Raw genomic sequence first — 19,431 nt, 5'->3', positions numbered from 1 at the left:
GATGAAATCATGGATGATTTTTCAACAATCAAACGTACCGCTAAACAAGTATTAAAAAGCCGATTCCAGCCTCATGACGATCAGGGGTATAAAAAGGTACTGAGACCGCTTTCATCGACAAGTCGTAAGCCTGATCGCGGATTTGTAAGTTTAGTGGGAGCAGGCCCGAGCGATCCTGATTTATTAACGATAAAAGCATTACGCGCACTTGAGCAAGCCGATGTTGTCGTTTATGACCGTTTAGTTAGCCAAGATATTATTGCGTTAGCCAACCCTGAAGCTATCCACATTTATGTGGGTAAGCGTTGTGGTAAACCGAGTTTATCGCAAGAGGAAATTAATCAGATCTTGATATCAGAAGCACTTAAAGGACAGTACGTGGTGAGAATTAAAGGAGGCGATCCTTTGATTTTCGGACGAGGAGGAGAAGAAGCCTTAGCCTTGGTGGATGCAAATATTAATTATGAGTTCATTCCAGGTATTACTGCCGCGATTGGCTGCGCGGCTTCTGCTGGTATTCCTCTTACTCACCGTGAAGTTTCGCGTTCCGTTACCTTAGTCACAGGACATGTAGCAACTGGGGCTTTTAATGCGTGGTCGCAACTTGTCGCGAATGGGCAAACTTTAGTGTTTTATATGGGGCTAGAGAAAGCACAACAGATACAAAACCAATTGACTGAGGCCAAGTTAAGTGAAGAGACGCCTGTTGCTGTGATCTGTCATGGCTGCTCCGTTAATCAAGCTGTCTATATTGAACAACTTAAAGGACTCGCGGCATTAGCCGAAGACCTTAAAGGTGAATCCCCAGCCTTGATCATCATCGGTGATGTGGTGGCGTTACGTGAGCAGTTACAGCGCACAGCAAGGCAATTAACTGAGCAAGTGTGTTTGCTTTAAGGGGCTGATTTTAAATAAATACATTTATTAATAGTTATGTTTTTAGAGTTGGCAGTCTAATTGCAGTGTACGTAATAGGAAAATAACCACTTGTATAGAAAGACGTTGTTATCAAGGAAAGATTATGTCAGTTATCCCTATTATTATTTGCAGCGACAGCCAAGAAGAACAAAGCAAAATAGCGCAGCGTGTTGCCATTGATTTCCGCGTTGTTATCGAGGTTAAGTTTAATCAATTAGCTGGGATGTTATCGCAATATCCTGACGCTACTATTGTGACCTCATGGCTACAGCCTTGTGCTGAATTAAAAGAGATCATTAAACTCACTTCTTTAAATAGTACGCCGCTTATTGTTTTTATTCGTAAGTTTAATATTAATACTTTCAATATATTACCAGATCCTGAAGGGTATTTATTATTGCCATCAACGGTTGACTGCGAGTTTGAAACGTGGATTGGGCGAGCAAAACAAGTACGTGATAACCAAATAAAACTGACGCAGGAAATTGCAGATTTAGAGCAAAAAATCATGGATAAAAAATGGATCGATAAAGCGAAAGGCTTACTCCAAAAGCACCATGGTCTTAATGAAAATCAAGCTCATGACGCACTACGAAAAGCGGCGATGGATAATGGTTTGCCGATGGTGAAAATAGCGAGAAACTTAATCTCAACATTACAGAAAACCGAACAATATTAGCTTTATTTACTTTGTTATCTGTTACTTATCTGGTGCGACCTGCACCATATTAAGGCAAATATTAATAAAACAAATAATCGAAACTTCGTAACTAGCTGTTTTTAATGTTTTTTACGATTTTAAAAAAATTGGCATAAATGATGGATTAATTAATGTGTAAGTTGTGCAACCGCATCACTTACACAAAATTTTTGGTCGCACTTGAATAACCGATGAGAGCGATAAAAATCCATAGCTACCATGAAGGTACTTGGGATGGCACCGAAGCCACTGTTTCTTAACCGAAGCAGTGGCTTTTATTTTTAAGTTGGGTAGGAAATATTATGGCTATAAAAGGACTCATGCAGCTCATCAAAAAATCGTACGGCGTCAGTTTATCTGTTTTGCTGTTTGGGGCGTTAACGGTCAATGCATCGCCGTTGGTGTTAGGAGAGCCTGAGAAAGAAGAACTAAAACTAGGCTTTATTAAACTTACGGATATGGCACCGCTGGCTATTGCTTATGAGAAGGGCTATTTCGAAGACGAAGGCTTGTATGTCTCACTAGAAGCTCAAGCGAATTGGAAGGTGCTACTTGATCGCGTGATTGATGGCGAGTTAGATGGCGCGCATATGCTGGCAGGTCAACCTCTCGGTGCAACAATCGGTATTGGTACCAAAGCACCGATAATTACGGCATTTAGCATGGATCTAAATGGTAACGCGATCACTGTTTCCAATGAAGTATGGCAACAAATTAAGCCACAATTACCGGTTGATGAGAATGGAAAAGTTATCCATCCGATTAAAGCTGAAGCGTTAAAGCCTGTACTGGAACATTACAAAGATACCGGAAAGCCATTTCAAATGGGTATGGTTTTCCCTGTATCAACCCATAACTACGAATTACGTTATTGGTTAGCAGCCGCTGGGATCAATCCTGGTTTTTATGCCCCTGAAAAAGGCGATAACAGTGGCCAACGTGAAGCTGAAATCTTACTTAATGTCACGCCACCACCGCAAATGCCAGCCACTATGGAAGCAGGAACAATTCAAGGATATAGCGTTGGTGAACCTTGGAACCAACAAGCGGTAGCGAAAAAAATTGGTGTACCGATCATTGCTGATAATGATATTTGGAAGAATAACCCAGAGAAAGTCTTTGGTGTGACGGAATCATGGGCGAAAGAAAACCCTAATACGCATATTCGTTTAGTTAAAGCCTTAATTCGTGCGGCGGCGTGGCTTGATCATAATGGAAATGAGAATCGTGCTGAGGCTTCAAAGATACTTGCTCGTAGTGAGTATGTAGGGGCAGATGAAAAGGTAATAGCGAATAGCATGACAGGGAGCTTTGAATATGAGGCTGGTGATATTAGACCTGCACCCGATTTCAACGTGTTCTTTCGTTATAACGCAACTTACCCTTATTACAGTGATGCTGTTTGGTCATTAACCCAAATGCGTCGCTGGGGACAAATACCACAAGCAAAACCTGATAGCTGGTATATCGATATCGCCAAACAAGTTTATCGTCCTGATATTTATCGATTAGCAGTTAATGCGCTGATTTCAGACGGCCTGATGAAGCAATCAGATTTTTCAGACGTCGATAACGAAACGGGTTTTCGCCCTCCTCATAATCATTTCATTGACAATATTACCTATGACGGACGTAGCCCTAATGCGTATCTCGAGCAATTTTCGATTGGCTTAAAAGGCGATCAGCAGATCTAAGGAGAGATCATGTCAGCAACGATTAGTTTTCTTAAACAATTACCCGAGCAAAAAGTCATGTTAAAACGCTCAACCGAATGGTTACTACCTATATTAGGTATCTTGTTTTTTGTCGTGATTTGGCACTTTTCTGCACTACAAGTAAAAACTTCACTTGGTTCATTACCGGGACCTGTGCAAACTGCTGAACAGTTTGTGTTACTGGTTGAAGATCACCTGCAAGAGGGAGAAAAAGAGCAGGCTTTCTATGATCGTCAGGAAGAACGTAATGCTAAAAAATTAGCCACTGATCCTGATGCCAAGATTAAAATGCGTGCTTACACGGGGAAAGCGACATTCTTTGATCAAATAGTCACCAGTTTAGTGACCGTTGCTTGTGGCTTTATTTTAGCATCCGTTATTGCGATCCCATTGGGGTTAGTGCTTGGACTCAATCACAAGTTATACATGGCGTTTAACCCTATTATTCAATTATTAAAACCTGTTTCACCATTGGCATGGTTGCCTTTAGTGACCATGGTAGTAAGTGCAAGTTACGTAACGAAAGATCCGTTAGTCGCAAAATCCTTTCTTAATTCAATGCTTACCGTCACCTTATGCAGTTTATGGCCAACCTTAATTAATACGGCCGTTGGCGTAACGAATGTTGATAAAGATTTAGTCAATGTGAGTCGAGTATTGCGTTTATCTTATTGGCAGCATATCCGAACGATTGTTTTGCCCTCTGCAATTCCCATGATTTTTACCGGCTTAAGATTATCAATTGGTATCGCATGGATGGTACTTATTGCCGCAGAAATGCTCGCGCAAAATCCGGGATTAGGCAAGTTTGTATGGGACGAGTTTCAGAATGGCAGTGCAGCATCGTTAAGCCGAATTATGGTTGCGGTGGTGATGATTGGTTTTATTGGCTTAATGCTCGATAGATTAATGCTCATGATCCAAAAGCGTGTTTCATGGGATAAGCAGCAAGTGTTGCGATAAGGCGAAAAAGGAGAAGTAAGATGCAAAAACCATTACTTGAGTTAACTCAATTAGGGATGCGTTACCCTGTCGCAACGGGCGAATTTGTTGCTTTGAAAGACGTTAATCTAACTGTCAATAAAGGAGAGTTTATTTCCTTAATTGGACATTCTGGTTGTGGTAAATCAACCGTGCTTGATTTAATCGCAGGTCTTCAGATGCCAACCGACGGTGGGGTTATTGTCAGTAATAAAGAAGTTGCAGGCCCGGGTCCTGATAGGGCGGTCGTCTTTCAGCATCACGCTTTATTACCGTGGTTAACGGTTTATCAAAATGTTGAGTTAGCGCTTAAACAGGTCGCGATACATCAAAAACAAAAAGTGAGTAAGACCTTACTTAATCAACAGGTGATGCACTACTTAGAGTTGGTGCAAATGACTCATGCTAGTGACAAAAAGCCTGATGAAATTTCTGGTGGTATGAAGCAGCGGGTAGGGATTGCTCGTGCTTTAGCGATGCAGCCCAATGTTTTACTGATGGATGAGCCATTTGGTGCTTTAGACGCACTGACAAGAGCACATCTGCAAGATGCCTTAATGGCAATTCAAGCTGAGCTTAATAATACCATCATTATGATCACCCACGATGTGGATGAAGCTGTGCTGTTATCTGATCGCATTGTGATGATGTCCAATGGTCCTGCAGCCACAATCGGTCAAGTATTAGCAGTTGATCTACCTCGCCCTAGAAATCGTGTTTCTCTCGCAAATAACGAACGGTATCAATATCTACGTCAGCAAGTTTTACAATTTTTATATGAGAAACACTGCAAAGTTAAGCCAATGACTCAGCCAAGAACGCAAGAAGTCGCGTAAGGAGGCAATATGAACAACGGAATGGATAAACAACATCTTATTGTGATTGGTAATGGCATGGTGGGGCACCACTTTATTGATCAATTAGTCGATAAAGGCGGTTTAGTACACTATTGCATTACGGTTATTGGTGAAGAGTCGGTAGCGGCTTACGATCGGGTGCAATTATCAGCGATGTTTGCTGATAAATCTCAACAAGATCTTATGTTGGGTGATGTGTCGTGGTATCAAAACCAAGGTATAGATTTACGGCTAGGGCAACAAGTTGTTGAGATCAATCGCGCTCAGCAAACGGTTAATATTCGTGATGTGGTTACCTCTGAGCTGATTAGCTTAGACTATGACAAATTAGTGTTAGCGACGGGATCAACACCATTTGTTCCGCCGATTAAAGGCAACGATCGTCAAAATTGCTTTGTTTATCGCACTGTTGATGATCTTGCGGCGATAAAGAATGCCTGTTCACAAGCCAAAACTGGCGCTGTTATTGGCGGTGGGTTACTTGGGCTTGAAGCGGCAAATGCCTTACGTTTATTAGGTTTAGAAACCCATGTCGTTGAGTTTGCTCCTCGATTAATGCCTGTTCAGTTAGATGATTTAGCGGGTGATTTACTGGCAAAGAAAATCACTGAATTAGGCGTTCATATCCACACAGATATGCGTACAGAAAAGATAACTGATGGGGAAACCGCCACTCATCGTTTATGGTTTGAAAATGATACGCCATTAGATGTCGATGTGATTGTTTTTTCTGCAGGGATAAGACCGCAAGACACCCTTGCTCGCCAATGTGAATTAGAGATTGGCGAACGTGGCGGTATTGTGATTGACGATACCTGCTTAACCAGTGATGCACATATTTACGCGATTGGTGAATGTGCGTTATGGCAAGCTCGAATTTTTGGTCTTGTTGCACCAGGTTATAGCATGGCGCGTACTGTTGCTTCGCAATTAGTTAGCGATACAGAGGCTAAGTTTGTTGGTGCGGATATGAGCACCAAATTGAAACTATTAGGCGTTGAAGTGGCTTCTATCGGTGATGCACAGATGCGCACTGAAGGGGCGAAAGAAGTTGTATTGCAAGACAGTGCTGGTGGACGTTACAAGAAGCTAGTTGTGAATGCTGATAGTACTCAAATTCTAGGCGCTATTTTAGTGGGAGATAGCAGCGATTATGACGCCTTATTACAATGTTATTTAAATCAGATAATATTAACCGAGCACCCAGCACAACTGTTATTTGATACTTCAATGTTAGCGCCATCCACTGATGAAAATAGTGTGGTTTGTTCATGTCATAACGTTACTCGAGGCGCATTAATCAGCCAAGTACAGCAGGGGTGTCACGAACTCGGTGAAATTAAACAAGTGACGAAAGCGGGTACAGGTTGTGGCGGCTGTAGCTCCATGGTTAAACAGATTGTTGATGAGCAATTAGCGAGCATGGGAATGGAAGTAAACAATCATGTTTGCCAGCACTTTTCTTATACTCGCCAAGAGCTTTTCCATTTATGCCAAGTGGAAAAAATTCAAGATTTTGAAACCTTACTCTCTACTCATGGAAAAGGGTTAGGTTGTGATATATGTAAGCCAACAGCAGCATCAATTTTTGCTTCATTATGGAATGAGCATGTTCTCGAATCACCTTATCAACCTCTGCAAGATTCTAACGATGCTTTTCTCGCAAATATTCAAAAGGATGGCAGCTATTCAGTTGTGCCTCGTGTCCCCGGCGGTGAAATTACCCCCGATAAATTAATCACCCTTGGTGAAGTGGCCAAAAAATATGATTTATATACCAAAATCACAGGTGGACAACGGGTTGATTTGTTTGGCGCACAATTATCACAATTACCTGATATTTGGGCTGAGTTAATTGAGGCGGGTTTTGAAACGGGTCACGCCTATGGTAAATCATTACGAACCGTTAAATCTTGCGTTGGTTCGACGTGGTGTCGCTATGGGGTTGATGATTCAATGGCACTCTCGATTGAATTAGAAAATCGTTATAAAGGGTTACGCTCACCGCACAAATTGAAATTTGCTGTCTCAGGTTGTACCCGAGAATGCGCAGAAGCACAAAGTAAAGACATTGGCATTATTGCAACAGAGCAGGGCTGGAACCTCTATGTTGGCGGTAATGGTGGTATGCGTCCACGTCATGGCGATCTATTTGCTGTTGATTTAGATAAACCCGCCTTGATTGCTTATATCGATAGAATTTTAATGTTTTATGTAAAAACAGCTGATCGTCTACAACGAACATCAGTGTGGCTAGAAAATTTAGAAGGTGGGCTCGATTATCTCAAACAAGTGGTTATTGAAGATAAACTTGCCATCAACACCTCATTAGAACAGCAAATGGAACATGTTATTAATAGTTATCAATGTGAATGGAAAACAACCTTATCATCAGAGCAAAAACTGAACCGCTTTCGTCAGTTTGTCAATCTCAAAGATGAAGAGATCTCTTTACCATATCAACGTATTAGAGGTCAGCGTATCCCTATTAAGGAGGAATTATGAGTGATGTAATGGAAATACCTCAATCAATAAAATCAGATCTTCGTTGGGTTAAGATCTGCCATAAAGATGATTTAGTTCCTAACTCTGGTATTGCCGCCTTAGTGAATCAACAACAAATTGCACTGTATTACCTGCCTAAACAAAATAACGTGGTCTATGCCGTTGATAATTGGGATCCTATTGCAGAAGCTTATGTCATGAGTCGCGGCATTATTGGTGATCAAGATGGTGTGCTATGTGTCGCCTCACCATTATTGAAACAACATTATGATCTGGCGACAGGGAAGTGCTTAGAAGTCCCTGAGCATACCCTAGGTACATGGAAAACTCGCTGGAACAATAACGAGTTATGGCTTTATACAGGCTAGTGATTACTGTGAAGTTGAAAGATTTGATGTTATTAAGAAAACGTTGAAAATCGCGCTCTATCACTATCAACAACAAAGCTGGCTTAAGGCCGGCTTTGTTGTTAATGGTTTTAAGTTAATTATTCGCAAGTTGTTATAGGGAACGACTAAAGGTGTGATGAATAAATAACTTTTAAAATGACTTTGATGTTCTAATATCATATTGAATACAAAGTGATTTTATACGTATATACATTTATGTGTATTGAAAAGGAATGCGTAAATGCGACTAATAATAAAATTATATACATTATTATTTATCTCAGCGTTAACGATGGGCTGTACCCAACAAGAAAGTAAGTTGGCATTAGGAACATTGGAAAGAGATCAAATCAAACTAACGTCAACCGCTAATGAAATCATTACCTCGTTACCGATTAAAGAAGGAAGTGACGTTAAAAAAGGCGATGTGCTCGTTACCTTAAGGTCTTTACAGCAGCAAAGTCGATTAGATAAAGCACGTGCATCGCAACAACAAGCCGAGTTTTATTTAAAGCGTTTAACCAATGGTGCTAGGCCAGAAGATATTGCTGAAGCCCAAGCTTTAGTTGTCCAAAATCAAGCAAATCTCGAAGAAAAACAAGATGCATATGTTCGATTTCAAAAGCTCTTTAAAAAACGAGTTGTTTCGGCCGCAGATCGAGAGCGTGTTTTGGCACAAAGAGATATAGCTCAAGCTGAATTGACAGTCGCTGAGAATAAACTCAAAAAATTACTTAATGGCGAGCGTTTAGAAGACATTAAACAAGCGCAGGCGGGACTGTTAGCGGCAAAATCTGAAGTGCAATTACAGCAAGAATTATTAAATGACTATACGATTAAAGCAACGCGAGATGGTTTACTTGAAAGTTTGCCATTTCATGTGGGAGACAGAGTAGCTTCAAACAACACGGTTGCAATTTTAAGCGCGCATACTGTCCCTTACGCACGTGTTTATGTACCTGAACCTTATCGAGTTAAATTGAAAGCTGGTGATATTCTTAAGGTACACATTGATGGACTTGAAAAGAGTTATCAGGGAACACTGCGCTGGATTGCTACCCAACCTTCATTTACACCTTATTATGCGTTAAGCGGTGATGATCGCTCTCGTTTAGTTTATCTCGCAGAAATCGATCTACCGCCAGATGGTAAAGATCTACCAGCCGGTATTCCTGTACAAGTGGAGATGCCGTAATGAGTGATAATGCGATTGTTACTCAAGGTCTTACTCGTAAGTTTGGTGATTTTGTTGCGGTTGATAATTTAAACCTGACAGTGCCAAAAGGTGCTATTTATGGGTTTCTTGGCCCGAATGGCTGTGGAAAATCCACAACATTAAGAATGCTAACAGGCTTGTTAACCCCGAGCCAAGGTAAGGTAGATGTATTGGGGTTATCCATTCCTCAACAAGCCGAACAACTCCGTCTTCGCATGGGGTATATGACTCAGAAATTTTCTCTTTTCCAAGATCTTACCATCTATGAAAATCTTGAATTTATGGGGCAAATGTTTGGGCTATCGAATAAGGTACTAAAACCAAGAATTCATGAACAGCTTGCTGTATATGGTTTAGATCAGAGAGTAAAACAGCGAGCTGGAAGTTTAAGTGGTGGTCAAAAGCAACGTTTGGCCTTAGCTGCGGCCACAGTGCATAACCCTGATCTTTTGTTGCTTGATGAGCCTACTTCTGCCGTTGATCCAGAAAATCGTCGTGATTTTTGGGAGCAGTTGTTCGATCTTTCAGATAAAGGAACAACCATCCTTGTCACTACACATTATATGGACGAAGCCGAACGCTGCCACGGTCTTGCAATTATGGAGGCGGGAATTGTGCGCGCTGATGGATCTCCACAGCAGCTTATGGAGAATATGGCTGTTAATGTTGTTGAAGTAGAAGCTGAGCATTTAAGGCAGTTGAAACCGATTATTGTACGACTTCCTGAAGTACGCTCTGCAGCACAACTTGGTATACGTTTAAGAGTGTTAATAGCCAAACAAATTAATAATCCTATCGAATGGCTAAAAGTTCAAATTCCTCAATTGCAGACAGCAACAATGACGATTACACGCCCCAGTCTTGAAGATGTTTTTGTTACCAATACTGGAAAAGGTCGGCAGTAATGAATCAAGCGACATTAAGTTTATTGCGTATCAAAGCGCTAATTATAAAAGAATTACGACAATTAAGCCGTGATCGTATCACCTTTGCCATGATTGTTATGATCCCATTGGTTCAATTATTACTGTTTGGCTATGCGATAAATACGGATGTACGTAATATACCTGTAGCGGTTGTAGATCAAAGTCATTCAACTACAGGTAGAATGATGGTAGAGGCAATAAAAGCAACGCAAGCTGTTGATGTAATTCATCGTTATGCTACTCCTCAGCAGGGTGAAAAAGCGATTGTTGATGGCAAAGTTAAAGCTGTACTTGTGCTTCCAGATGATCTTGAACGTCGAATTATCCAGCATCAGGTATTAGGGCAGTGGCTTGTTGATGGTTCAGATACCGTTATTAGCTCGACCATCATGCAGTTAAAAAACATGCCATTTAAAGATGTATTACCACAGAGAGCGATCGCAACTAACAGTTTTGAAATTGCCTTATTTTTTAACCCTGAACGAAAGTCTGCCATTAATATTATCCCAGGCTTACTTGGGGTGATATTAACAATGACGATGGTGCTATTTACGTCTGTTGCAATCGTAAGGGAAAGGGAGCAAGGAAATTTAGAGTTATTGATCACGACGCCTATGTATCCCTCTGAGCTTATGTTCGCCAAGATCATTCCCTATATATTTATCGGCTTAATTCAATCATTCATTATATTAAGTTTGGGTAATTTGGTGTTTGATGTGCCGATTAATGGTGCAATCACGCAGATATTTTTAGCAACGCTGCTGTTTATTCTTGCCAGCCTAACGCTTGGGTTAGTGATATCGACGAAAGCAAAGACGCAATTGCAATCAATGCAGATGACAATCTTTATTATTTTGCCTTCTATTTTATTATCAGGCTTTATGTTTCCCTATGAAGGGATGCCGTTATTTGCACAGTGGTTAGCTGAGATATTACCGACGACGCATTTTATTCGTATTATTCGCGGAATTGTACTTAGAGGTGCAGATATGATGGAGTTATGGCGTGATACGCTGTGGCTTGTTGGCTTTACGATAATCGGTATGCTCATTGCGATAATGAGGTTTAAGAAAAATTTAGATTAGTATTTTGGGATATGTAAAGGTCGTTATAACAAGTAGCTAAATGCTAAGTTTTTAACGACCTTTTACTACTGAATAATATTTTACTTATTCAGTTGTGCTTTTGCTTCTTCAACTTTAGAGAAGTCTAAGCCTAACTCTTCAACTGCTTCTTTGATTAATGCTGGATTTTGCATTACCTGAGCCATCAATTGTTGTAGCTTATCTTGTGGTAAGCCGAGCTGACTAATTGTTGTCATTGCTGCAAGAGGGTTTTGCGTCAACGTCTGAAAAATCTCATTAATTTGGGAATCGCTGATATTGTTCTCTTTCAACAGGGCAATAATTGGGTTCATCACATGACCTTTAACGACTAAATAAAATAGACAATTAGTTTAACACTAGCTTTTCATTGTGAGTACTGAGAAATGACGCTTACTTGGAAGTTAAGAAGTATTGTTAATTACACATAAATAATAAGCGATTAAATTTGTTACTTACATATCTATAGGTTATAACTTTTACATAACCTTTACATACGAATTATCAAATAGTTATATGATGGCGTAAAATTGCTCTGATGCTCATATATAGGATTAATGATGTTTGTACCGAAAATCGCTATTCGACACTGTGTTTTATTATTTGCTTGTTTGTTAACAGTGGGAGGATGTGCAAACTCAGGTAATACGGAATTAACAAAAAAAACTGTTTTAAACCATAGTCATCATACTGAATACGGTAAAGCATCGTATTACGCAAATAAATATCAAGGGCGTAAGACAGCAAGCGGACAGCGCTTTGATCAAAATAAACCAACAGCAGCACATCGAACATTACCTTTTGGTACCAAAGTTAAAGTAACTAATTTAGCAAATAGTAAAAGTGTTGTTGTGACCGTTAATGATCGAGGCCCATTCACAAAAGGGCGAGTAATAGATTTATCCCGTTCAGCTTTTAGTGCGATCGGAAATACAGCGTCAGGTGTACTTAAGGTAAAAGTTGAGACGTTAAATTAGCCTGTATTAGTTTATCGTTATGACGATGATTGAAAGGATATTAGATGATTTTAGAAACACTTCACCAGTCGGTACAAACCGTTTTTTCTAATAAAAGACGGTTAGTAAAGGCATTACTCATTCCATTTATAGTGACGTATTTATTACGTTCATTAAAGGTATCAATGGCTGGTAGTGAGATATATGAGGAGCTTATTGTATTTGTCCTAAATATAGCAATTTTCCTTGTTTCTTCCATTATTTGTCTACGAACTCAGCAAATACTAGACAGCCATGGTACAGACGATACGCGCTTTTCTACCTGGAAAGGTATCAGTTTTGATGCCCAGCAGCGTCACTATACGGCTTATTTATTCCTACTGTTTGGATTGTTAAATGCTATATGGGCTGTTTTTCAAATCGATTATGACTGGGTAAATAACGGCGTACTGTATTGTATATTGTTACTATTAGGCTGTGCAGGTTGGGTGATTTTTTCTCGTCTATCTTTTGTTTTACCTGCTATTGCTGCGGGGAAAAAAGCGTCTTTTAAAGATGCACTAGAGCTGACTAAGCATAAAAGGTTATATGCCTTTGTGATTGCCGGGCTGCTACCTGTTGCGTTTTATATGTTGTTTATCGGTTTACCTATTTTCTTATTATTTGCTAACCCTAACTTTGCGATGAGCCTTAAATTTATTTATGTGTTTATCTGGGGCGTTATTGTTATTGCAATTCCATTTATTATTGCAGCAGTTGAAGCTACGGCTTATCGTGCTTTAATGGATAATTCAGAAGCAACCGAAATTTCTAGCGTAGAATAAATGCGAATTTCAGAGAGATAAAAAAAGAGCGCTGATGCGCTCTTTTTTGTTTTTATAATCGATTATAGGTCGTCGTCGAAGTCACCAAAGCCACTGTCGTCGCCACCACCAAAACCATTGTTAGCGAATGTATCATCGTCACCAAAGCCGCTGTCATCACCGCCAAAACCTGAATCGCCAAACCCTTGGTTATCATCAAAGCCTGAGTTACCAAATCCACCGGTGTAATCAGAGCTAAAGTTGTTAGCTGTGTCGTCTAGGAAACTGCTGCCGCCTTGGTCGTCAAACGCTGGGTTTGCTACATCAGCTTCTGGTACAGACTGATCTGCAGATGCTGTATCAGGTGCAGCATCTTGGGTTGTATCCGTTGCATCTGCTGCTGGCGCAGGATCTGCCGCTGCTGTATCTGCTGGCTGATCGTGATCAAATAGCATGTTACTAATTACGCTACCTGCAACCATACCTGCAGCAACACCTGCCGCTGTTTGCATAAATCCACCAAATGCACTTGGCTGGCGAACTGGTGGTTGTGGTGGCTGAGGAGCAGGACGTGAGCCACCAAACATACGACTTAATGAACCACGGTTTGATTCTTCTTTATAGTACTCAGCATTCTTTTCTAAATAGTCGTTCTTCTCTTTTAGTTGTTTTAGTGCCATTTCTTGTACTAAAACTGCTTGAGTAAGTTTGTAAATAGCATCGGGTTGAGATGCTATTTCATCGGCTATGAATTTTTCAGCATCTGCATCTTTTTTGCTTTCTGGGCTTTGTTTGAGCTTAGTAGCAACACTTTGAATAAGATCTTTTTCTTGTGGAGTCATGGTTTTTACCTTCTCAATACCCTATGTGCAGGGATAGCTTAGTTGCATAGCTGATTCTGAAATAAAGAGAATCAGCCGTGCTTTATAGGTTAGTTCGTTACTGCATTATTCGCATTATTAACTTGAACAGTAGCTGAATATGCTAATACAAGCCTTAAATCTAAATAAAATGCCCAGATAATGTATTACGAAAGTTGTAACACATCTACTCTTCGCCACAAAAATTAGGGACGATTATTGTTACGATCTGTAAATGAGGGCTGCAATATGAAATATCAATACAGTAATAGGTTAAAACAGCATAAAATCAAAAGTATGCTGTTGTTATGATGCGCATGTCTGTTGTTAGCGTAAGATATTGTTATCGTGTCGCCAGTCCATAATTGTCCACTCATTCATTTGAGCGTGAAGTGCGAGAGCTGGATCAGGGTTAACAGCAAAAGGTTTTTGAACGAATGTAAGTAAAGGTAAGTCGTTGATGGAGTCACTATAGCCGTAATAGTGACGAAAATATTGTGATTGCTCTGCTAGCCATGATTCAAGACGTGTAATTTTACCTTCGCGATAGCTGAGAACACCACATGTTTTCCCTGTATATACACCGTTAATCGTCTCTAAATTAATAGCGATGCAATGGGAGACGCCGAGTTTCTTCGCAATTGGTTTCACGAGATGTTCAGATGAAGCTGAGACAATAATGATTTCATCACCACGTTTTTTATGCCATTCAATTCGCTTAATAGCATCAGAATAAACGGCAGGTGAAATATATTCTTCAATAAAACGTGTAACGAGGGCAGATATTTCTTGCTCCGTTTTTCCTACTAAAGGAGCTAATGTTTTATGCATATAGCTCTCCATATCAAGCTTACCTTTTTTGTAAGCTTTCATCATTTCAGCTTCTTGTTGTTCTAACGATGAAGAAGCAAGTAGGTTATTAACGAGAAATGTTGTCCAAAGGCTAGCTGAGTCTGCTGCGATAAGTGTTTCATCAAGATCAAAAATGGCCAAACAAGGGCGAATGTTGTGTTCAAGATTAAGTGACAAATCTCATTCCTTACTAGTTAGTTATCACGATAAATTGCTGATTGAGGGTAGGGAGGTAGCATGACATTTTTGTGTCGTAACCATGTAATTTTTACTAATTCATGATTACGACAGATAAATGTAAACGGAACGTATTGAGAGATAGAAGAAAATATTAAGCGATGCTTTCTTGAATGAGCTGTTCATTTAGGTACTTACAGCGGTGATGTTTGGCAGTTTGATTATCAAACTCTTTTGTCATGTGAAAAGGCGTTCCCTTTGCAAAATGCCAAAAGTATTTTTCGAGCTCTTGATTAAATTGACTCTCGGTACAACTGGCGACAGGTGCAAAAAAAGCAAAGGTTGTTATGTCGTCTTTGTCTGAATTAACAAAGCTGCGCTCAAAGCCATTAAACCCAAATGCTTTGACATTAGGAGTGGGTAAACCTCCAGGCACTAAATGCGCTGGCACTGTGATTGTTACGCTTGTCATGCTCATCATGTCATCTCCATTGCGTATTGATGATAATTATACTCTACAGAAAAAGACGGTATTTCACTATAAAAATTAAATCTATCAAATATTCCCTTAACGTATTGATATATATAGTGATGATGGGGGTGGTGTTTTTTTGTGACTAATATATCTATTTTTAATAAAGAAACAGTAATTACGGTTAAATTGTTTAAGTTAGATCTAGATAATTACTGAAAATAAAGGGATTTATGAAATATTCAACGCTTTCTTCCTCATTAATGCTAATGCTAGCATCTACATCATTTAGCGCTCTTGCAAATGAACATAAAGATCCTCAAACAACGATTTTCTATGGTGGCTCAGTGATCACTATGGAAAAATCACAACCAAGAGCTGAGGCGGTTGTGACGAGTAAGTATGGCAAAATTGTTTATGTTGGATCAGAAAAAGAAGCATTGAAACAGTATCCAAACTCTAAAAAAGTAGATTTAGACGATAAAGTACTGATGCCCGGCTTTATTGAACAACACTTACATCCTTTCTTAGCTGCGTTAACATTAAATATGCCTGTTATAGCGCCAGAAGAGTGGCAACTGCCTTCAAAAACGTGGCCTGCTGTAACTAACCATGATGACTATATTGCTGCTTTGATAGCGCAAGAAAAAGCGTTAAAAGATCCGAATGAAGTGCTATGGACATGGGGATTTAACAATTTCTTTCATGGTGACCTCTCACGTCAAGAGCTAGATAAAATATCTAAAACACGCCCAATAGGTGTGTGGCATCGTTCTGCGCATGAGTTTTATGTCAATTCTGCATTTATTGAAAAATTTGGTCTTAATCAAACTGATATTGATAAGCTAGGTAAAGAAGTTTCCGATCAGGCTAACCTTGAGAAAGGACATTTTTACGAAGGTGGCGCTTTAATTTACTTACTTCCACGTATTGCCACTGAGTTAGGTACTAAAGAGCGTTTCTCTGCTGGTTTACAGCAAATGGTGACGATGCTGCACCAAAAAGGGGTTACCGCTTACAACGAGCCTGGAGCATTTATCCCTGATTATATGATTGATACTTACCTTGATATTCTTGGTAGTGAATCAACACCTATGTATTCATTCTTTACGCCAGAAAGTAAAACGCCATATTTTGCAAAGGGTAAAGAAGGTGTATTGAAAGAGGTTGAACGCATAACGACAATATTACCTGAAGATGGCAAAGTTCGTTTCTTTGATAAACAAGTTAAGTTGTTGTTTGATGGTGCGATTATCTCTCAGTTGATGAAGATGAAAGATGGCTATACCGATGGACATCATGGGGAGTGGATTCAAACGCCAGAAGATGTTGAAGCTATCACTAAGATTTTCTGGGAAAACGATTACCAAGTACTGGTGCATGTAAACGGCGATCTTGGCGTTGAGAAGTTAATTAAGATTTTAGAAAAGCGCCAGGCTGAATACCCACGTGAAGATCATCGCTTTACCATTATTCATTTTGCAAACTCAACGGATAAGCAAGTCGAGAAGTTAAAATCACTCGGGGCTATTATTAGTGTAAATCCTTATTATGTGACTGGCTTTAGCGAAAAGTTTGGAGAGGTTGGTTTAGGTGAAGAGCGTGCTCACTCAATGGTTCGCTTGGCAACGATTGAGAAACAAGGTATTCCGGTATCGCTTCACTCTGATGCACCAATGGCGCCATCAGATCCATTATTACTAGCTTGGAGTGCAGCAACACGTATAAGTAATGAAGGCAATGTTATTCGACCAGATTTAGCACTATCTCGAGATGCTGCTCTGCGTGGTATAACAATTGAAGCGGCTTATTCATGGGGCCAAGAAGAGACGCTAGGCAGTATTAAAACGGGAAAAATAGCGAACTTTACTATTCTAGAGCAAGACCCGTATAAAGTGGAAATCAAAACCCTTAAAGATATCCCAATTTACGGCACTGTATTTGAGGGTAAACTGTTTCCAATTGATAAGTAACAGACTGTAAAAGCAATAAAAACGCCTATTAACAGCATGTAAGCTGAAAATAGGCGTTTAGATCATGGGCCTAATTAATCTTTAACCCATTGATCATTAACTTTCTTCAGTGCAACTTCTTCTGAAATGGTATCGACAACTTGACCTGCTTTGAAATCGCCGTATTTCGCTCCGTAAGCTACAACCATAACTTCTGAAGATAGGTTGTTCTTAAGGCTGGTTAATGCTGAACCTAAATCGTTTTTGGTTTGATCTGCGGCATTATTTTCTTTTGCTGGCTGCTCTGCAACTTTACGCATTGATTCTTTGAATTGCTCAAGACTCTTTGTTGCAACAAGATCGTAAGTTACTTTTGCTCTGTAATCAGTTTTGGTATCAAGTAATACTTTATCAATCTTTAGGTTTTTAACTTCAAACGGAGTTGTATCAGCTGTTATACCAAGATTTGGTTGTTCGTACTGGCTTGATTGTACAACATTACTGATTGTTGATTCGTCAACTTTGTCACTGCATCCAGTAAGTAATAATGATGATGCAATCGCTGCCGCTAAAACAAACTTTTTCATTGATAACGCTCTTTAAACGATAAAATATGCTTTATTTTATACCCCTTGAATGAAGAAGGAGCAAGCCTGTACTAGCAAGTTTTTCCTAATGCTAACAATTGTATACGAAATTGATGGGTGTTTTTTTACATTGCAATATACATAAAAATCTTTTTAATAAAGAATAAGATAGATGTGATGTAAAAATGTAACATATGAACAAATGGCAGTAAGTTTAGTTTTGTTGATGACGATAAAGGAAATTGACATTGTCTTACTCTATTACATAATTCTCTAAATCGAGAGTCTCAATATTGATTAATTCGTTACACTTAAATTAAATAAGAGCAGGGAAGAGATAATAGTCATATATGTAGTTAAATAGTATGGGGTCGTTGATGGTAGTGATATCTAATTTTATTTTGGTTAATAATAGCTTGCGTGTTGTTTAAGGCTATTGATAAATACTGCAGCTCAGATGGATGAAAAAGATGAAATTTAAGCTATTTGTGCTATCAGTCAGCACTATGGGGTTGTTTTTTATGTCAACAGCTCATGCCGATCCGATAGAAAAGCCTTCAGACGTAATTAGCATCCCTAAGGCCATGAAAATTCTTGAAAAAGGTGGCTATTATGATTTTCGAAAAATTAAGGTAGTGCGAGAATATAATGAGATAGAAGTCGATGCATTAAATAAAGATGGTCATCGTGTTGAGATTGAAATGGATCTCTATACAGGTGACATCATGCAAGAACAGTTGGATTAAGCAATACAAAAACGGCGATGAATAATCATCGCCTGATATTAAATGATTACTTCTTTAGTCGTGATCATCATAATAAAAACGTCCCTCTAGCGAGTAAGGGTCATTTTGGTCATATAAATTATGGTGTCCCCGCATTTTCTTTAATTGCTTCTCTAGGGCCCGGGCCTGATCAAAATGACCTTCTTGATAGGCAATAGATATTTTTTGTTCGATATCTTCAATTCTATCTTGGTTATTCATGTTCAGTCCTCCATCTATATCATTATCATATGCCACGATGAATAATTGCCAATTGAGATTGACCCTATAATTTTATACTAAAAATATATAACAATGGCTTAACAACCTGCATTTTTGCAGTAATAAAATGAATAAAAGAAGCATGATGTTCATAAAGACAGTCATTTTATATCAATAAACAAGCTATTCTGCTGTTTGGTTAAATAAAGTGGTCGATTGTAAATTTTGTGTGATATGTTTGATTTGTTGATAGTTTTATAAAGATAAAAACAAGCAGATTGTGAATAATCTGAGGCTATGAATGAAAAATGAGTCTGTGGATGTTCTTCAAAAATAGTATTGAATAAAGTTTGGCCGCTGCTTATCAATACTGGATTGGTTGTTCTTTAATTATATGAGTATAAGTTCACAATGTATTAAGCCCGATGCACACATCGGGCTTTTTTTATATTACTAGCGTGACTATAAAGATTTGG

At 39.2% G+C, this 19,431-nt stretch carries 20 protein-coding genes; 14 read left to right on the top strand and 6 right to left on the bottom strand.

Annotation, left to right across the window (positions count from 1 at the left end; genetic code table 11):
• Nucleotides 1-9 precede the first annotated feature (9 nt).
• The 10 genes from cobA to BTO08_RS21025 all read left to right on the top strand — a co-directional run bounded on the left by cobA (nt 10) and on the right by BTO08_RS21025 (nt 11,292).
• Nucleotides 10-897 (top strand): uroporphyrinogen-III C-methyltransferase, encoded by an 888-nt coding sequence (gene cobA / locus BTO08_RS21070; protein WP_105062507.1) that lies wholly within the window; start codon nt 10-12, stop codon nt 895-897.
• A 124-nt stretch (nt 898-1,021) separates the two neighbouring features.
• The gene (locus tag BTO08_RS21065; protein ID WP_105062506.1) at nt 1,022-1,597 is read left to right on the top strand and encodes an ANTAR domain-containing response regulator; all 576 of its coding nucleotides are present in this window, start codon (nt 1,022-1,024) and stop codon (nt 1,595-1,597) included.
• A gap of 323 nt (nt 1,598-1,920) precedes the next feature.
• On the top strand, nt 1,921-3,312 hold the full coding sequence (locus BTO08_RS21060) for a CmpA/NrtA family ABC transporter substrate-binding protein (protein WP_242446319.1): 1,392 nt from the start codon (nt 1,921-1,923) through the stop codon (nt 3,310-3,312).
• Nucleotides 3,313-3,369: 57 nt separating this feature from the next.
• Nucleotides 3,370-4,296 (top strand): ABC transporter permease, encoded by a 927-nt coding sequence (locus BTO08_RS21055; protein ID WP_105062710.1) that lies wholly within the window; start codon nt 3,370-3,372, stop codon nt 4,294-4,296.
• 20 nt (nt 4,297-4,316) lie between these two features.
• The gene (locus BTO08_RS21050) at nt 4,317-5,150 is read left to right on the top strand and encodes an ABC transporter ATP-binding protein (RefSeq protein ID WP_005364475.1); all 834 of its coding nucleotides are present in this window, start codon (nt 4,317-4,319) and stop codon (nt 5,148-5,150) included.
• Nucleotides 5,151-5,159: 9 nt separating this feature from the next.
• Nucleotides 5,160-7,676, top strand: coding sequence for a nitrite reductase large subunit NirB (gene nirB / locus BTO08_RS21045; RefSeq protein ID WP_105062505.1), 2,517 nt, complete (start codon nt 5,160-5,162; stop codon nt 7,674-7,676).
• Nucleotides 7,673-8,044 carry a nitrite reductase small subunit NirD gene (nirD, locus tag BTO08_RS21040; RefSeq protein ID WP_105062504.1) on the top strand — a complete coding sequence of 124 codons (372 nt, stop codon included), beginning with the start codon at nt 7,673-7,675 and terminating at the stop codon, nt 8,042-8,044. The genes nirB and nirD overlap by 4 nt, the downstream gene beginning before the upstream one ends.
• Before the next feature lie 262 nt (nt 8,045-8,306).
• On the top strand, nt 8,307-9,260 hold the full coding sequence (locus tag BTO08_RS21035; protein ID WP_105062503.1) for an HlyD family secretion protein: 954 nt from the start codon (nt 8,307-8,309) through the stop codon (nt 9,258-9,260).
• On the top strand, nt 9,260-10,186 hold the full coding sequence (locus tag BTO08_RS21030; RefSeq protein WP_105062502.1) for an ABC transporter ATP-binding protein: 927 nt from the start codon (nt 9,260-9,262) through the stop codon (nt 10,184-10,186). Before BTO08_RS21035 ends, BTO08_RS21030 begins: the two co-directional genes overlap by 1 nt.
• Nucleotides 10,186-11,292: an ABC transporter permease gene (locus BTO08_RS21025; protein ID WP_105062501.1), complete on the top strand. Its 1,107-nt coding sequence runs from the start codon at nt 10,186-10,188 to the stop codon at nt 11,290-11,292. Before BTO08_RS21030 ends, BTO08_RS21025 begins: the two co-directional genes overlap by 1 nt.
• Nucleotides 11,293-11,372: 80 nt before the next feature.
• Here BTO08_RS21025 and BTO08_RS21020 read toward each other — a convergent pair whose 3' ends face one another.
• Nucleotides 11,373-11,624 (bottom strand): DUF2999 family protein, encoded by a 252-nt coding sequence (locus BTO08_RS21020; RefSeq protein WP_005364493.1) that lies wholly within the window; start codon nt 11,622-11,624, stop codon nt 11,373-11,375.
• Nucleotides 11,625-11,870: 246 nt separating this feature from the next.
• Here BTO08_RS21020 and BTO08_RS21015 point away from each other — a divergent pair, with 246 nt between their 5' ends.
• Nucleotides 11,871-12,287, top strand: coding sequence for a septal ring lytic transglycosylase RlpA family protein (locus tag BTO08_RS21015; RefSeq protein WP_105062500.1), 417 nt, complete (start codon nt 11,871-11,873; stop codon nt 12,285-12,287).
• 44 nt (nt 12,288-12,331) lie between these two features.
• Nucleotides 12,332-13,090 carry a hypothetical protein gene (locus BTO08_RS21010; protein ID WP_105062499.1) on the top strand — a complete coding sequence of 253 codons (759 nt, stop codon included), beginning with the start codon at nt 12,332-12,334 and terminating at the stop codon, nt 13,088-13,090.
• Between the two features lie 62 nt (nt 13,091-13,152).
• Here BTO08_RS21010 and BTO08_RS21005 read toward each other — a convergent pair whose 3' ends face one another.
• The 3 genes from BTO08_RS21005 to BTO08_RS20995 form a co-directional block, all read right to left on the bottom strand.
• Nucleotides 13,153-13,911 (bottom strand): DUF2076 domain-containing protein, encoded by a 759-nt coding sequence (locus tag BTO08_RS21005; protein WP_105062498.1) that lies wholly within the window; start codon nt 13,909-13,911, stop codon nt 13,153-13,155.
• A gap of 345 nt (nt 13,912-14,256) precedes the next feature.
• Nucleotides 14,257-14,958 carry an HAD family hydrolase gene (locus BTO08_RS21000; protein WP_105062497.1) on the bottom strand — a complete coding sequence of 234 codons (702 nt, stop codon included), beginning with the start codon at nt 14,956-14,958 and terminating at the stop codon, nt 14,257-14,259.
• Between the two features lie 154 nt (nt 14,959-15,112).
• The gene (locus BTO08_RS20995; RefSeq protein ID WP_242446318.1) at nt 15,113-15,439 is read right to left on the bottom strand and encodes a hypothetical protein; all 327 of its coding nucleotides are present in this window, start codon (nt 15,437-15,439) and stop codon (nt 15,113-15,115) included.
• Nucleotides 15,440-15,663: 224 nt separating this feature from the next.
• On the opposite strand from BTO08_RS20995, the gene BTO08_RS20990 reads away from it, so the two are divergent.
• Nucleotides 15,664-17,403 (top strand): amidohydrolase, encoded by a 1,740-nt coding sequence (locus tag BTO08_RS20990; RefSeq protein WP_105062496.1) that lies wholly within the window; start codon nt 15,664-15,666, stop codon nt 17,401-17,403.
• Between the two features lie 74 nt (nt 17,404-17,477).
• On the opposite strand, the gene BTO08_RS20985 is transcribed toward BTO08_RS20990, so the two are convergent.
• On the bottom strand, nt 17,478-17,969 hold the full coding sequence (locus tag BTO08_RS20985; protein WP_105062495.1) for a hypothetical protein: 492 nt from the start codon (nt 17,967-17,969) through the stop codon (nt 17,478-17,480).
• A gap of 470 nt (nt 17,970-18,439) precedes the next feature.
• Between BTO08_RS20985 and BTO08_RS20980 the strand changes: the two genes are divergently transcribed.
• Nucleotides 18,440-18,715, top strand: coding sequence for a PepSY domain-containing protein (locus tag BTO08_RS20980; RefSeq protein ID WP_105062494.1), 276 nt, complete (start codon nt 18,440-18,442; stop codon nt 18,713-18,715).
• Nucleotides 18,716-18,769: 54 nt separating this feature from the next.
• Here BTO08_RS20980 and BTO08_RS20975 read toward each other — a convergent pair whose 3' ends face one another.
• Nucleotides 18,770-18,955, bottom strand: coding sequence for a hypothetical protein (locus BTO08_RS20975; RefSeq protein ID WP_045147560.1), 186 nt, complete (start codon nt 18,953-18,955; stop codon nt 18,770-18,772).
• Nucleotides 18,956-19,431: the final 476 nt, after the last annotated feature.

Source organism: Photobacterium angustum, assembly GCF_002954615.1.
In the GTDB taxonomy this organism is placed as follows: domain Bacteria; phylum Pseudomonadota; class Gammaproteobacteria; order Enterobacterales; family Vibrionaceae; genus Photobacterium; species Photobacterium angustum_A.
This window is presented reverse-complemented; position numbering and strand designations above follow the sequence as displayed.

Coding starts and splice junctions, on each gene's coding strand:
- cobA (WP_105062507.1), top strand. CDS start 10: ATGGATGATTTTTCAACAATCAAACGTACCGCTAAACAAGTATTAAAA.
- BTO08_RS21050 (WP_005364475.1), top strand. CDS start 4,317: ATGCAAAAACCATTACTTGAGTTAACTCAATTAGGGATGCGTTACCCT.
- nirD (WP_105062504.1), top strand. CDS start 7,673: ATGAGTGATGTAATGGAAATACCTCAATCAATAAAATCAGATCTTCGT.
- BTO08_RS21020 (WP_005364493.1), bottom strand. CDS start 11,624: ATGAACCCAATTATTGCCCTGTTGAAAGAGAACAATATCAGCGATTCC.
- BTO08_RS21060 (WP_242446319.1), top strand. CDS start 1,921: ATGGCTATAAAAGGACTCATGCAGCTCATCAAAAAATCGTACGGCGTC.
- BTO08_RS20985 (WP_105062495.1), bottom strand. CDS start 17,969: ATGAAAAAGTTTGTTTTAGCGGCAGCGATTGCATCATCATTATTACTT.
- nirB (WP_105062505.1), top strand. CDS start 5,160: ATGAACAACGGAATGGATAAACAACATCTTATTGTGATTGGTAATGGC.
- BTO08_RS21025 (WP_105062501.1), top strand. CDS start 10,186: ATGAATCAAGCGACATTAAGTTTATTGCGTATCAAAGCGCTAATTATA.
- BTO08_RS20995 (WP_242446318.1), bottom strand. CDS start 15,439: ATGATGAGCATGACAAGCGTAACAATCACAGTGCCAGCGCATTTAGTG.
- BTO08_RS21030 (WP_105062502.1), top strand. CDS start 9,260: ATGAGTGATAATGCGATTGTTACTCAAGGTCTTACTCGTAAGTTTGGT.
- BTO08_RS21035 (WP_105062503.1), top strand. CDS start 8,307: ATGCGACTAATAATAAAATTATATACATTATTATTTATCTCAGCGTTA.
- BTO08_RS21055 (WP_105062710.1), top strand. CDS start 3,370: ATGTTAAAACGCTCAACCGAATGGTTACTACCTATATTAGGTATCTTG.
- BTO08_RS21065 (WP_105062506.1), top strand. CDS start 1,022: ATGTCAGTTATCCCTATTATTATTTGCAGCGACAGCCAAGAAGAACAA.
- BTO08_RS21015 (WP_105062500.1), top strand. CDS start 11,871: ATGTTTGTACCGAAAATCGCTATTCGACACTGTGTTTTATTATTTGCT.
- BTO08_RS20990 (WP_105062496.1), top strand. CDS start 15,664: ATGAAATATTCAACGCTTTCTTCCTCATTAATGCTAATGCTAGCATCT.
- BTO08_RS21010 (WP_105062499.1), top strand. CDS start 12,332: ATGATTTTAGAAACACTTCACCAGTCGGTACAAACCGTTTTTTCTAAT.
- BTO08_RS21005 (WP_105062498.1), bottom strand. CDS start 13,911: ATGACTCCACAAGAAAAAGATCTTATTCAAAGTGTTGCTACTAAGCTC.
- BTO08_RS20980 (WP_105062494.1), top strand. CDS start 18,440: ATGAAATTTAAGCTATTTGTGCTATCAGTCAGCACTATGGGGTTGTTT.
- BTO08_RS20975 (WP_045147560.1), bottom strand. CDS start 18,955: ATGAATAACCAAGATAGAATTGAAGATATCGAACAAAAAATATCTATT.